Raw genomic sequence first — 14,044 nt, forward strand, 5'->3', positions numbered from 1 at the left:
AAATACAATTAATATGCAGAATAAGAAATTTCTTAATACAAAGAGAAAATCTTTAGTATTAGGAAATTTCTTAATGTAGAGGACAGTTTGATATTTTTAGTTAACATGATTATAAAGAAAGGTGTATAAAAATGAAAAATTATAAATTATTAACTCCAGGGCCACTCACTACTACTGAAACAGTGAAAAAAGAAATGATGTTTGACCATTGCACATGGGACGATGATTACAAAAAAATTACTTTATCCATCATTGATGATTTATTAGAATTAGCACATGTAGATAAAGAAAAATATACAGCAATTCTCATGCAGGGCAGTGGAACTTTTGGTGTAGAATCTGTACTTACTTCTGTTATTGGCGAAGATGATTGCTTATTAATTTGTGCAAATGGCGCTTATGGTAAACGTATGGCAGAGATTGCTCAACATGCCAAAATAACTTATAAAATGTATTTACAAGATTTTGATAAAATTTCAGATGCAAAAGTTGTAGAAGAATTATTGCAGGAAAATCCACAAATTACACATGTTTCTATAGTTCATAGTGAAACAACTTCTGGTATTTTAAATGATATTGAAGCTGTGGCAAAAGTAGTTAAAGCATATGGAAAAACTTTAATAGTTGATGCTATGTCTAGCTTTGGTGGTGTGGATATTGAAGTTGAAAAATTAGGTATTGATTTTATCATCAGTAGTGCAAATAAATGTATTCAAGGTGTGCCAGGTTTTTCCTTTATCATTTGCAATCGTGAAAAATTAATGCAATCTAAAGGTAAAGCAAGAAGTCTTTCTTTAGATTTATATGAACAATGGGAAACTATGAGCAAAGATGGTAAATGGAGATTTACTTCACCTACACATGTAGTATTAGCTTTTGCTCAAGCTATTAAAGAATTAAAAGCAGAAGGCGGTATTGTAGCTAGAAATAAACGTTATAGTGAAAATAATCGCATTCTTATCGAAGAAATGGCAAAACTTGGTATAAAACCATATATTGAAAGCACTCATCAAGGTCCAATCATCACTACATTTTATTATCCAGAAAATAGTAATTTTGATTTTGCTGAAATGTATCAATATATTAAAGACAGAGGATATGCTATTTATCCAGGTAAAGTAACAGATGCACAGACTTTCCGCATTGGTACTATTGGGGAAATTTATCCAGAAGATATGTATAAATTATCTAGCATTATGACAGATTTTCTTAATAGTAAAAAATAATTGTAGTTGAGATTTTAATTTTAGTGGAGATTTAATTAAGTAAGGAGAATTTATTAATGAAATACGAAGGTATTATTTTTGATTGGGCAGGCACTACAGTAGATTATGGTTGTATGGCACCAGTAAGAGCTTTTGATGAAGCTTTTAAATCTTTTGGTATTGAACCTACAATGGAAGAAATCAGAAAACCAATGGGAATGTTAAAAATTGACCATGTAAGAACAATGCTTCAAATGGAACGCATCAATAATTTATGGAAAGAAAAATATAATCGAGATTGGACAGAAGATGACGTACAAAAAATCTATGAAATTAGTGAACGTAAAATCTTTGAAGTTTTAGATAAATATACAGATATAAAACCACATGTATTAGAAACAATTATTGAAATTAGAAATAAAGGCTTAAAAATTGGTTCTACTACAGGTTATACAAGTGATATGATGAAAATCGTAACAGATAGAGCAAAACAGCAAGGATATACTCCTGATTTTTGGATTAGTCCTGATATGGTAAATAGTAAAGGTCGTCCATATCCTTATATGATTTTCCGCAATATGGAAGCTTTAGAATTAACTTCTGTGGATAAAGTATTAAAAGTTGGCGATACTATTGCAGATATTAAAGAAGGCGTTAATGCTGGTATTGATACTGTAGGTATCATCGAAGGCAGTTCTTTGATGGGCTTAAGTCAAGAAGAATATGAAGCATTATCTGAAGATAAGAAAAATGAAATGGATTTAAAAGTAGTATCTGCATATCAAGATGCTGGTGCGAAATATATTATTAGAGATATCAGTGGTTTATTAGATATTTTAAAATAATAGATGAATTTATAAAGGCTGTAATAATTGGACGTGATAGATTATTATAGCCTTTTTTGATGAGATTTTTAATTAAATTTTATAGTTTTAAAATTTAAATTTCACAAAGATTATTTATAATGTAGTTAGTTAAAATAATTTATAAGTATTTTGAGGTATTAAGTTTTTAAATTTATAATGATTGTGAGGGATTATATTATGTTTAAAGGAAGCAAACTATCTGCAATGGATTTGATGGCTAAAAATTTAATGATTATGATAAAATCTATGCAAAATAAAATGAAAGAAATCTTTAAACATAATTTTTATAAGCGTTCTTTAAATAAAAAAGTGCCTCCGGAAAGAAAAATCTCTATGCTTAAATTTGGTTGATAATTTTCCATTTTTAAACATAGAGATTTTTTTATTTTTGTTGGTTTTTAAAGAATTGATAATAATAAGGTTTCATTTCTTTGCGATTTTTGATAGGTGGCCATAAATCGCCAACGGCTGTTGTACGCATAGCAGCGCTTAAATGCTCATATAAAAGAGGATTTTCTTTAGATAATTCTTCAATTAAATTTTTAGCTTTTTGACGCATTGTATTGCCATTGAATGGACATGGTGGAGCACAAGGTTCTTGACCATGAAGTGAGATGGCATTTCTTATTTCTTCTTCACGGAAATAAAGCAGTGGTCTGATTACAGTTACATCAGAACGGCTTAAATAAGTAGATGGCATGAAAGTCTTTAATTGACCAGAATAAAATAAATTCATGAAGAATGTTTCTACGGCGTCATCATGATTGTGAGCATAAGCTATTTTATTATAGCCATGTTCTTTGGCATAGCCATTGATTGCACCACGGCGGAAGAAAGCACAGGAATAACAAGCATTTTTATTATCTTGATTAGCGATAGTTTCAGCGATATTTACTTCATGAATATGGTAAGGCATGTTTAATTTATCGCAGAATTTTTGCATAGCTTCGCAAGAAAAATCTTTAGTAAACATAGGATTTATGGTGATTGCTCCTAGTGTGAAATTTTTCTTTAAAGTATTTTTTAATTCTGTTAAAGCGTATGCCATAAATAGGCTATCTTTGCCACCAGATAGACCGATTAGGATTTTATCATTATCTTCGATTAATTGGAATTCAACAACTGCACGGATTATGCGACTTAAATATTCTTTAGGTAATGGTTGCATAAAAAAATCCTTTCTTGTAATTAAATATTTGATAAATAATTATATTGTCTTATTTAAATAATAGATAAAAGGTAGGATAAATGAATTATACAAAAGATAATATCTTTTATCAATCATAGCTTTTAAATTTTATGTAATATTGTTATAATAGAAAAATCAATCATAGCTTTTAAATTTTATGTAATATTGTTATAATAGAAAACAAAGCTATTAATTTGTAATGGAGGTTTTTCAACCTATGAGTGAACAAAAAGTAATTTATGCTATTGGTCATAGAAATCCAGATACAGACTCCATCTGTTCTGCAATAGCATATGCAAATTTAAAACGCAATATGGGCTGTGAAAATGTTGTACCAGCTCGTGCAGGTAGCGTAAACAAAGAAACTAAATATGCTTTAGAATATTTCGGTGTAGAAGCTCCTCAGCTTGTAAGTGATATTTATCCAAGAGTTAAAGATATTGCTATTAAAGTACAAAAATCTGTAAAAGCAACAGATAATCTTCGTACTTTAGGTATGGCTATGAAAGAATGCAATCTTCGTTCTATACCTGTAGTTGATGATGAAAATAAATTAATTGGTATGGCTAGCGTTAGCGATTTAGCAAAAGCTTATTTCCAAGAAATCACATTAGATAGCGTATCTGCTTCTGGTGCTTGCATCAATGATATTGCTAATGTTATTGAAGCTGATGTTTTAGTTGCTGGCAATAACGAAGGCAAAATCAATGGCGAAATCAAAGTAGCTGCTGCTTGCATGGAAAAAGTTGCAGAAAGCATCAAAGCTGGCGATGTAGTAATCATTGGCAATAGACCAGAATCTGCATTTATTAAATGCATTGATTTAAAAGTTGCTTGTGTAATCATCACAGGAAATACAACTATTTCTGATGAAGTAGTTACTAAAGCAAAAGCTGAAAATGTAATGATTTTATCTACAGCATTTGACACTTATAGCACAGCTCGTCTTATCAGCCAATGTGCACCAATTTCTAGCATTATGACTACAGATGTAATTTCTTTCAAACCATCTGATATGTTAAGTGATATCAAAGGTGTATTAGAAGCAAATGAATACCGCAATTATCCAGTAGTAGAAAATGGTAAATTAGTTGGTATCGTAAATAAAGATAAATTCATGATGCCTGAAAAACAACAGATTATTTTAACAGACCACAATGAATTAGCTCAAGCTGTTGAAGGTATTGAATCTGGTAAAATCATCGAAGTTGTTGACCATCATCGTTTCGGCGGATTACAAACAAGCGATCCTATTTTTATCAATGTTCGCCCAGTTGGTTGTACTTGTACAATCGTAACTAATATGTATCAACAATATGGCGTGGAAATTCCAAAAGAAATTGCAGGTCTTTTAATGTCTGCTATTATTTCTGATACAGTATTATTCAAATCCCCAACTTGCACACAAACCGATAAAGATGCTGTAGAATATTTAGCAAAAATCGCTGGTGTAGATTATAAAGAATATGGTATGGCAATGCTCAAAGCTGGTGCAGATATCGGCGATATGACTCCTGCTCAAATCGTTAAAAATGACTCCAAAGAATTCCAGATTGGCAACTATCCAATGCTCATTAGCCAGTTATCCGTTATGGATACAGACCAAGTAATGGCTATGCAAGATGAAATCTTAGCTGAAATGGCTCGTGTATGCACTGCAGAAGGTTATGCAATGTCTATCGTTATCGTTACTGATATCATCAACGAAGGTAGCTATTTACTCTTCAGTGGCGAACCTAAAAACTTAATCGGTGAAGCATTCAAACAAGATGCAAGTAAATCTGTTATGTATTTACCAGGCGTAATGTCTCGTAAAAAACAGATTATCCCACCACTTTCTGAAGCTGTAAAAAATCTTTAATAGTTTAATAGATAGTTAATAAATAAAAAAGGCAATATGATTTTTAATCATATTGCCTTTTTTTATTTATTTTGTACTTTAGTTAGTTGAGTACGCAGAGCGTGCGAAACAAAAAACCACTCGTTTTACGAGTGGTTAATAAGTTTCTTATAGAAATAGAAATTCTCCTCTATTAAAATAATAAGTGTTCAAGTCATTATTAAAGAGAGGAGAATTTCTATGGAAAGAAGTTTAGCACATACAAGATGGATGTGCAAGTATCATATAGTATTTACCCCAAAATATAGAAGAAAAATTATATATAATAAATTGCGTAGAGATATTGTACAAATAATAAAAGATTTATGTAAGTGGAAAGGCATAGAGATAATAGAAGGGAAAGCTATGCCGGATCATATTCATATTTTGGTTAAGATACCACCAAAAATGAGTATATCAAATTTTATGGGGTATTTAAAAGGAAAAAGTGCAATGATGATATTTGCAAGACATGGAAATTTAAAATATAAATTTGGAAACAATAATTTTTGGTCAACAGGATATTATGTATCGACAGTAGGACTAAATGAAGCAACAATAGCGAAATATATAAGAGAACAAGATACGTATGATAAAATGATGGATAAAATAAGCACAAAAGAATTAAATGATCCCTTTAGGGATTGTTAAGTAATCAGTGCACAATGGCTTGAACGAAGAGAAAGCCAGCGTCATTTAGGCGCTGGCTATTGTTAAAAGCCTTATAGGCTTGTGCAAGCCACACGTTTTACGTGTGGTACTGACTTTCCATAATGCGATGTAATAAAGATTTATTAGCTAAATAGAGATTTTCAATTTTCTCAGCAGTGTATTTGTGTACAAAATTTGTTTGTTTAAATTTGGAAAATAACATATCAAATTTTTGGATTAATAAAGAATTTTTTAAGAAATAAATAGGTAAATGATATTTGTTTAATAAGTATTTATTTTTCTTAAAGTAAGCGATTTTTTGGTTACTATAATAAGAAAGTTTATAGTAGTTAATATCATTTACATTTTCTTGTTGAGACATCAGATAAATATCAATTAAAGGATTTTTATACATACTTTGAATAAGATAAGATAATTGTTCTTCTCTTTCTTGAGGTGTAGTTTGGTATTTTAAATCGCCAAAGATTACTTTACCTTTTTGAATATAATCCATTAAATTGAGCTCTGGAAGAATAAATGATATAGGATTTTTTTCAAATTGTTCTTCCCACATGATTTGTAGGTTTTTTAAGGAGGCGATAGTTTCATCAGTTAAATTTTGTTGTTTACATAAATCTATCATTTTTAAATAGGATTTTTTAGGTAGAAAAAATTCAAAGCCATTAGTAATAAATATGGTGAAGTTTTTATTTAAATAAAAGAAGGGATGAAAGGAATTAAGAATAATTTCTTTTTTTGGCTGTAAAATAATTGGAGAATTAAAGAAAGTGTCAGAAATACGTTTTTGAATTTCATTGATGATTTTTTCATTGTTTATAAAGGTACATATATCTATTGATTTATCTAGATGTAGGGAATATTGAATAGCAAAAGCATTTTTTACAAGGAATATATTGCTATTATTAAAAAATTTATCTTCATAAATATAGAAATTGACATAAAAATATTTATTTAAGAATTTATAGAGGCTATATATTAATTTTTCGTCACTATTTGCTAGTGTAGATAGATTACAGCCTATGTGAATATCTATTTGACGGTCAGTGAGATTACAACAATCAAGGAAACTAAAAAATTTTTTTTGTTGTAACAAAGTTAAAATATCCATAGTAATGAAGATTTCTAATTTAGGAGTTATTTTATTTATTATAGGAGCTAATTTATGGCAAAAAAATTCATAAATATTAGTTCTACCAACGATGGTAGTAGAATTTAAAATAATATCATTATTGCTTTGGGAATGAGAAAAATTTTCGTGTGAACAATAATATGCGTTATTTAATAAATTATTTATTTGTGTATGTAAAAAACGTTGGATATCTTTTGTGGGTAATGGTTCATGAATATTAAATTCTTTTAAAAATAAGTAAGCATAATCTTTATGAATGATTTCTTCGGCGAAAATAGAACTCAATGTATCATTTATTCTTTCAATATGCTTTTTAGTTGGTTGACTTGTATTATTTGCCCATTTACTGATATAAGAAATATCATAACCTATATGATAAGCGATGACATTTAATTTTATATTAGTAAATTGGATAAGTTTTTTTAACATATCTCCAAATTTATTTTGCATATAAATCCCAGTCTTTCATAATTTTAATTATAATAATATCAATAATAAAGTTAAATTATTAATAAAAGTATATTATTTATTGAACAATAAAAATGAAAAAAAGTCAATAAATAATCTAAGAAGCTAGATATATATAGCTTTATGAGGTTGAATTATTGAAAAAATCAAAAGTCAAAATTTCTATTGTATTAAAAATAAAGATAATTGAATAGTATTTACAATATTTATAAAAGTTTGTTATTAATTCAAGACAATTTGTAAAAAAATGGGAAAGATTGACGTAAAAAAATTTTTTTATATAATAAAAAACAATAAATAAAAAAAATATAAAATATGGTTAATCATAAAAAAAATAAATAAAACTTAAATAATAAATCATCTAAAAAATCAAATAAGTTTTATAGGGAGTTTTTATTATGGAAAAAATTTGTCATGATTGGAAACATTTGTTGGATAAGGATTTTACAAATGGTAAGTATTGGAATGATTTTGCAGAAAATGCTCAAAATGCTTCTGTGGAAATAAAAATAGTCAAGAGTTATAAAGATGCTATTGCTGATATTTTGAAAATAGCTAAAGCAACAGATGCAAAAATGATAGCAGGAGTAGGTGCTGATGAGTGTGAGGAATTGGCAGACGTTTATGCAGAAGTAAACAAGTCTTTTAAAGTATATACAGATAAATTTGACATAGTAAAAAATAAAAATGAATTAGATATTGGTATAACTTTAGGTGAATTTGGTGTAGGAGAAACAGGTAGTATATGTGTCGATAACTATGCTTATGAAGCGAGAATAGCAAGTATGTTGCCATTAATAAATATAATATTTATGCCTAAAAATTATATTGTAAATAATATGCAAGATGCTTTTGATGTTTTGGCTAAAGTTTTTTGGAAAGGATATAGTGGTTTTGTGACAGGACCAAGCAGAACATCGGATATTGAACGTGTTTTGACTTTAGGAGTGCATGGGCCAAGTCGTGTGATTTTATTTGCAATTGAAGACGATAAAAGATGAAAAAGATAAAAAGAAATGAGCGTGAAGTAAGATGAAAGAACGTAATATAAAAGCTGAAATAAAAGAAAAATTACATGATCCTATTTTAAGTGATAATTTGGCACGATTTGCAAAACAATATCCTCAAGCTAGATTGAAAGCATATGCAAATGTTGATGACATTGATGAATTAAGAAATGAACTTCGTGATATGAAAAAACAAACAGTTGCTCATATTGAAGAAGTCGCTGATAAATTTCAGGCTTCACTAGAAGAAAGAGGTGCGAAGGTTTTTCGTGCTAAAGATGGCGATGAATTAAAGGCACAATTATTGCAGATTTGTAAAGAAAATAATATACATAGAATTGTAAAATCAAAATCTATGGCAACAGAAGAAATACATTTAAATCATTTTTTAGAACAACAAGGTTTAAGAGTAAAAGAAACTGATTTAGGTGAATGGATGTTATCTGTTGCAGGTCAAAAACCATCACATATGGTAATGCCAGCAATACATCTCAATAGAAAACAATGTGCGAAATTTTTCTCAGATGAATTAAAAGAGGATATACCTAGTGATATTCCATATATGATACAGATTGCAAGAAAAGTATTGCGTGAAGAATTTTTAAAAGCAGATATGGGAATAACAGGTGCTAACTTTGGTATAGCTGAAAATGGGGCAATTGGATTAGTTACTAATGAAGGAAATGCAAGAATTGTTACAACTATTCCACCTGTACATGTAATTATCATTGGTTATGAAAAATTAATTCCTAAAATCAGTGATGCAGCTAAGATAATGAGATTATTGCCACGAAATGGTACAGGTCAAAGAATGGTAAGTTATTTGACGTTAATAGATGGGCCAACTCCTATAATTCATGAAAAAGAGGGGAAATTAGTAGAAGAAAATAAAAAAGTATATGTTATTTTATTGGATAATGGTCGTTTAAAAGCGGCTCATGATGATAAATTAAAAGAAGTCTATCAATGTGTACGTTGTTCTTCTTGTTTAAATGTATGTCCTATCTGGTCTACTGTTGGTGGTCATGTATATGGATATATATACTCAGGTGGTATCGGAGCTATTTTAACTGGATTGTTAAATGGCATGGATAATTTTTCACAATTTAGTGATTTATGTATTGGTTGTCGTCGTTGTACTACTATATGTCCGGGTAAAATAGATATTCCTGGTTTAATTGAAGAATTAAGACGTAGAAATTTTGCTCAAAAAGGTCAATCTTTACCTGAAAAAATTATATTTAAAAAAGTTATGTCTAATAGAAAATTATTCCATACTTTGTTAAGAGCTGCTTCTTTAGGACAAAAACCTGTACAATCGGGAAATTTTATTCGTAATTTACCATTATTTTTTGCTAAGATGACGCAAGGTCGTAGTTTGCCAGCTATTGCTTCTACACCTCTTCGCGATTGTACAGATGAATTAATGAAGCAAAATCCTAAAAATCCAAAAATGAGAGTAGCATTTTTTAGCGGTTGTAATATAGACTTTGTGTTTCCGAATACAGGAAAATCCGTATTTAAAGTATTGCAAAATTTGGGTGTAGAAGTAATTTATCCGCAAAAACAAAATTGTTGTGGAAAACCTATAATTGGCTCAGGAGATTTAGAAACAGCAAGAAAAATAGCTAAAGAAAATATACAGGCTTTAGAAGAAACAAATGCTGATTATATCGTAGCGGCATGTCCTACATGTACAGAAACATTAGAAAAGACTTATGTGGAATTATTTAAAGATGATAGTCAATGGCTAGCTCGTAGCAAAGTTTTAAGTAAAAAGATTAGAGAATTTAGTCAATTTGTATTTTCTATGTATAAAGAAATGAACAAATTAGATGATACTGTGAATAATGAAGGAAAAATAAAGATAACATATCATGATTCTTGTCATATGAAACGTGGATTAAATATTTATAAAGAACCAAGAGTATTGTTAAAGAATACTAAAAAATATAATTTTGTAGAAATGCAAGGTTGTGATCAATGTTGCGGTATGGCAGGGGCTTTTGGTATGAAATATAAAGATATTTCATTGCGTTTATTATCAAGAAAATTGGAAAATATAAAAGATAGTCAAGCTGATATTGTGGCAGTAGCTTGTCCTGCTTGTATGATGCAAATAGGTGGCGGTTTGGATAAACAGATGCCTAATGTAAAAGTAAAACATATAGCTGATATTTTAGCTGAAGAACTTTGATAATTGAATATTTCGAGGAGGGTAGTATATGAAGATTTTAGTTTGTATAAAACAAGTTCCTGAAAGTAATAAAGTACAAGTCGATGAAGTTACAGGTGTATTAAAACGCAATAGTAGTGAAAGTAAGATGAATCCATATGATTTATATGCTTTAGAGACAGCATTGCGATTAAAAGAAAAATATGGTGGAAGTGTAGATGTAATAACCATGGGTCCACCGCAAGCAAAATCTATTTTATATGAAGCGTTTGCCATGTCTGCTGATGAGGGAGCGATAATAACGGATAGAAAATTTGGCGGAGCTGATGTTTTAGCAACAAGTTATACTTTATCTCAAGGAATAAAATCTTTTGGTGATTTTGATTTGATCATTTGTGGACTGCAAACAACAGATGGGGATACAGCACAGGTTGGGCCAGAGGTTTCGGAAATGTTGAAAATACCATGTGTATGTAATGTAAATAAAATTATCGATGTGAAAGATAAGTCAATAATTGTAGATATGGATATGTCAGATGATATTGAACGAATAGAGATAAATTATCCATGCTTGATTACAGTGCAAAAAGATATTGTTGAACCTAGATTGCCATCGTATTTGAGAAAAAAAGCAACGGAGCATAAACAAGTAAAAGTATTTACTTTAAATGATATGGTTGATAAAGATGAACATCATTATGGATTGAACGCATCACCAACAAAAGTACAAAAGATATTCCCACCATCTAGTGATAAGGTACAAGAAAAAATATCGGGAAATATTGAAGAAATAACAGATACAATCTATCAAAAATTAAAAGCTAAAAAAATTGTATTTTAATAGAGGTATGGATTATGGCAAAATTAGTTGTTCATCAAGATAAGATAAATGATATAAATGAATTGATATCTATATGCCCATTTGGAGCAATGGAAGAAAATAACGGAAAATTAAATATTACAGCAGGTTGTAGATTATGTAGATTATGTGTGCGAAAAGGTTCCAAAGGTGCTGTGGAATATGTAGAAGATGAGAAAAAACCTCTTATTGATAAATCAATTTGGAACGGAATAGCTGTTTATGTTGAACATGTAGGAGAAAATATTCATCCAGTTACTTATGAATTGATAGGAAAGGCAAGAGAACTGGCAGATAAAATCAATCAACCAGTTTATGCTGTTTTTGTAGGTAATAATTTATCAAATATAGCGGAAAAATTATTGCATTACAATGTAGATAAAGTTTTTGTTTATGATGATGAAGAATTAGCGTATTTTAATATTGAAAAATACACTAATGTATTTGAAGATTTTATAAAAAATAATAAGCCAACAAGTATTTTAGTAGGAGCAACACCTGTAGGTAGGCAATTAGCACCAAAAGTTGCAGCTCGTTTTAAGACTGGATTGACAGCTGATTGTACGATATTGGATATGAAATCTACAACTGACCTCGTGCAGATTAGACCAGCATTTGGTGGAAATATCATGGCAGAAATCCTCACACCAAATAATCGTCCGCAAATGGCAACTGTTAGATATAAAGTAATGGAAACGCCTGCATATAGTGAAGATATAAATGGTGAAATTGTAAATTGTAAGACGAATAATATCGATTTTGAAAGTAATATCAAGATTTTAGATGTAATAAAAAAACCTAAAGAGGAAAACATAGAAAGTGCGGATATTCTAATTGTCGCTGGTAGAGGCATTAAGAAAAAAGAAGATTTGAGCATGCTAGAAGATTTAGCAGATTTATTAAATGGACAGTTAGCCGTTACACGTCCATTAGTAGAAAATGGTTGGGCAGAGGCAAAAAGACAGATAGGACTTAGTGGGAAAACTGTTCGACCTAAATTGATTATGACATGTGGTGTGTCTGGTGCAATTCAATTTGTGGCAGGTATGAATAATGCCGAAACTATTTTTGCAATTAATAATGATGAAAAAGCACCTATTTTTAAATATGCTAATTATGCTATAGTTGGCGATATTTATGAAGTTATACCAAAACTTATAGAAAAAATAAAAGTAGGTGAAAAATTATCATGAGTTATTATAAAAAGTTGACAGCTACTGATTTGATAAAAATAAGTGGATTTGTACCAAGAAACCGTATTTTATGGAAAAATGAAATTAATGAAGAATATAGTCATGATGAATTGACAACGGAACATTATTATCCTGAAATGGTAGTAAAAATAAATAGTACGCAGGAAGTATCAAATATTTTAAAATATGCTAATGAACACAAGATAGCAGTCACTGTCAGAGGTGCAGGAACTGGACTAGTAGGAGCAGCAGTGGCATTAAAAGGTGGTATTGTTTTAGATATGACAATGATGAACCACTTTTTAGAATTAGATGAAGAAAATTTGACTTTAACAGTAGAGCCTGGCGTATTGTTGATGGATTTGGCAAGCTATGTTGAAGAAAAAGGATTTTTTTATCCTCCAGATCCTGGAGAAAAATCAGCTACAATTGGCGGGAATATAAGTACTAATGCTGGAGGAATGCGTGCTGTAAAATACGGTGTTACAAGAGATTATGTACGTGCATTAGAAGTAGGATTGGCAGATGGTAGTATTGTAGAGTTTGGCGGAAAAGTAGTAAAAAATAGTTCTGGCTATGATTTAAAAGATTTAATTATTGGTTCAGAAGGAACTTTGGGCATTGTAACAAAAATTGTATTGAAATTATTGCCTTTGCCAAAGAAAAATATCAGCTTATTAATACCATATCAGAATTTGGAAAAAGCTATAAGAACAGTTCCTTTGATCATTAAGGCAAAAGCAATTCCTACAGCTATTGAATTTATGGAACGTGAAGTAATCTGTGATGCAGAAAAATATTTAGGTAGAAAATTCCCAGATAATCAAGCAGATGCATATTTATTGTTGAAATTTGATGGCAATAGCGTAGAAGAAATAGAAAATTATTATGATAATGTAGCCAAAATTTGTTTACAACAAGGTGCTATTGATATTTTGATTGCCGATACAGATGAACGCAGTGAAGGTATATGGAAAGCACGTGGAGCATTTTTGGAAGCAATAAAAAGCTCTACGACCTGCATGGATGAAGTTGATATCGTAGTACCTAGAAGTGAAGTAAATACTTTTGTAGAATATGTACATGAATTGCGAGCAAAATTAAATATTCGCATGAAATCATTTGGTCATGCTGGTGATGGCAATTTGCATGTATATATTCTTAAAGATGATTTAGATGATGAACAATGGCATGAACTTTTGACTTTGGCAATGGATAAAATGTATGCAAAGGCCAAAGAATTAAATGGCAAAGTATCAGGAGAACATGGAATAGGTTTGGTAAAAAAAGTATATTTAGAACAATCCACACCAAAGACAGCTATAGATTTAATGAAAAAAATAAAAGCTGTTTTTGATCCAAATAATATTTTAAATCCTGGTAAAATCTGTTAATAAAGAT

At 29.9% G+C, this 14,044-nt stretch carries 12 protein-coding genes; 10 read left to right on the forward strand and 2 right to left on the reverse strand.

Annotated features, from left to right (window positions below):
* Positions 1 to 131 precede the first annotated feature (131 nt).
* The 3 genes from phnW to GXM21_RS12830 all read left to right on the forward strand — a co-directional run bounded on the left by phnW (position 132) and on the right by GXM21_RS12830 (position 2,422).
* Positions 132 to 1,226, forward strand: coding sequence for a 2-aminoethylphosphonate--pyruvate transaminase (phnW, locus tag GXM21_RS04035; RefSeq protein WP_008538410.1), 1,095 nt, complete (start codon positions 132 to 134; stop codon positions 1,224 to 1,226).
* 56 nt (positions 1,227 to 1,282) lie between these two features.
* Positions 1,283 to 2,050, forward strand: a complete 768-nt coding sequence (phnX, locus tag GXM21_RS04040; RefSeq protein ID WP_008538409.1) for a phosphonoacetaldehyde hydrolase — start codon at positions 1,283 to 1,285, stop codon at positions 2,048 to 2,050.
* A gap of 198 nt (positions 2,051 to 2,248) precedes the next feature.
* Entirely contained in the window at positions 2,249 to 2,422 is a 174-nt protein-coding gene (locus tag GXM21_RS12830) for a hypothetical protein (protein WP_008538408.1), read from the forward strand.
* A gap of 31 nt (positions 2,423 to 2,453) precedes the next feature.
* Here the strand turns inward: GXM21_RS12830 and GXM21_RS04045 are convergent, their stop codons facing one another.
* Positions 2,454 to 3,239 carry a tRNA lysidine(34) synthetase gene (locus GXM21_RS04045; protein WP_008538407.1) on the reverse strand — a complete coding sequence of 262 codons (786 nt, stop codon included), beginning with the start codon at positions 3,237 to 3,239 and terminating at the stop codon, positions 2,454 to 2,456.
* A gap of 238 nt (positions 3,240 to 3,477) precedes the next feature.
* Between GXM21_RS04045 and GXM21_RS04050 the strand changes: the two genes are divergently transcribed.
* Both GXM21_RS04050 and tnpA read left to right on the forward strand, forming a co-directional pair.
* On the forward strand, positions 3,478 to 5,121 hold the full coding sequence (locus GXM21_RS04050) for a putative manganese-dependent inorganic diphosphatase (RefSeq protein ID WP_008538405.1): 1,644 nt from the start codon (positions 3,478 to 3,480) through the stop codon (positions 5,119 to 5,121).
* A 219-nt stretch (positions 5,122 to 5,340) separates the two neighbouring features.
* On the forward strand, positions 5,341 to 5,790 hold the full coding sequence (gene tnpA / locus GXM21_RS04055; protein ID WP_008538396.1) for an IS200/IS605 family transposase: 450 nt from the start codon (positions 5,341 to 5,343) through the stop codon (positions 5,788 to 5,790).
* A 97-nt stretch (positions 5,791 to 5,887) separates the two neighbouring features.
* Here the strand turns inward: tnpA and GXM21_RS04060 are convergent, their stop codons facing one another.
* Positions 5,888 to 7,390 (reverse strand): helix-turn-helix domain-containing protein, encoded by a 1,503-nt coding sequence (locus GXM21_RS04060; protein WP_008538403.1) that lies wholly within the window; start codon positions 7,388 to 7,390, stop codon positions 5,888 to 5,890.
* A gap of 416 nt (positions 7,391 to 7,806) precedes the next feature.
* Between GXM21_RS04060 and GXM21_RS04065 the strand changes: the two genes are divergently transcribed.
* The 5 genes from GXM21_RS04065 to GXM21_RS04085 are packed head-to-tail and all read left to right on the forward strand — an operon-like array spanning position 7,807 to position 14,037.
* A complete protein-coding gene (locus GXM21_RS04065) occupies positions 7,807 to 8,409 on the forward strand; it encodes a LutC/YkgG family protein (protein ID WP_008538402.1) in 603 nt (200 codons plus the stop codon).
* Positions 8,410 to 8,440: 31 nt separating this feature from the next.
* Positions 8,441 to 10,612: an L-lactate dehydrogenase (quinone) large subunit LdhH gene (gene ldhH / locus GXM21_RS04070; RefSeq protein ID WP_008538401.1), complete on the forward strand. Its 2,172-nt coding sequence runs from the start codon at positions 8,441 to 8,443 to the stop codon at positions 10,610 to 10,612.
* A 28-nt stretch (positions 10,613 to 10,640) separates the two neighbouring features.
* Positions 10,641 to 11,432, forward strand: coding sequence for an electron transfer flavoprotein subunit beta/FixA family protein (locus GXM21_RS04075; protein ID WP_008538400.1), 792 nt, complete (start codon positions 10,641 to 10,643; stop codon positions 11,430 to 11,432).
* A gap of 14 nt (positions 11,433 to 11,446) precedes the next feature.
* A complete protein-coding gene (locus GXM21_RS04080; protein ID WP_008538399.1) occupies positions 11,447 to 12,643 on the forward strand; it encodes an electron transfer flavoprotein subunit alpha in 1,197 nt (398 codons plus the stop codon).
* Positions 12,640 to 14,037, forward strand: a complete 1,398-nt coding sequence (locus GXM21_RS04085; protein ID WP_008538398.1) for an FAD-binding oxidoreductase — start codon at positions 12,640 to 12,642, stop codon at positions 14,035 to 14,037. Before GXM21_RS04080 ends, GXM21_RS04085 begins: the two co-directional genes overlap by 4 nt.
* Positions 14,038 to 14,044 lie beyond the last annotated feature (7 nt).

The sequence above is a fragment of the Megamonas funiformis genome (genome assembly GCF_010669225.1).
Taxonomy (GTDB): Bacteria; Bacillota; Negativicutes; order Selenomonadales; family Selenomonadaceae; genus Megamonas; species Megamonas funiformis.

Excerpts from the sequence above, each read along its gene's own strand:
- tnpA (WP_008538396.1), top strand. The coding sequence starts at position 5,341 with ATGGAAAGAAGTTTAGCACATACAAGATGGATGTGCAAGTATCATATA.
- GXM21_RS04065 (WP_008538402.1), top strand. The coding sequence starts at position 7,807 with ATGGAAAAAATTTGTCATGATTGGAAACATTTGTTGGATAAGGATTTT.
- GXM21_RS04050 (WP_008538405.1), top strand. The coding sequence starts at position 3,478 with ATGAGTGAACAAAAAGTAATTTATGCTATTGGTCATAGAAATCCAGAT.
- GXM21_RS12830 (WP_008538408.1), top strand. The coding sequence starts at position 2,249 with ATGTTTAAAGGAAGCAAACTATCTGCAATGGATTTGATGGCTAAAAAT.
- GXM21_RS04045 (WP_008538407.1), bottom strand. The coding sequence starts at position 3,239 with ATGCAACCATTACCTAAAGAATATTTAAGTCGCATAATCCGTGCAGTT.
- phnW (WP_008538410.1), top strand. The coding sequence starts at position 132 with ATGAAAAATTATAAATTATTAACTCCAGGGCCACTCACTACTACTGAA.
- GXM21_RS04085 (WP_008538398.1), top strand. The coding sequence starts at position 12,640 with ATGAGTTATTATAAAAAGTTGACAGCTACTGATTTGATAAAAATAAGT.
- GXM21_RS04080 (WP_008538399.1), top strand. The coding sequence starts at position 11,447 with ATGGCAAAATTAGTTGTTCATCAAGATAAGATAAATGATATAAATGAA.
- GXM21_RS04060 (WP_008538403.1), bottom strand. The coding sequence starts at position 7,390 with ATGCAAAATAAATTTGGAGATATGTTAAAAAAACTTATCCAATTTACT.
- phnX (WP_008538409.1), top strand. The coding sequence starts at position 1,283 with ATGAAATACGAAGGTATTATTTTTGATTGGGCAGGCACTACAGTAGAT.
- GXM21_RS04075 (WP_008538400.1), top strand. The coding sequence starts at position 10,641 with ATGAAGATTTTAGTTTGTATAAAACAAGTTCCTGAAAGTAATAAAGTA.
- ldhH (WP_008538401.1), top strand. The coding sequence starts at position 8,441 with ATGAAAGAACGTAATATAAAAGCTGAAATAAAAGAAAAATTACATGAT.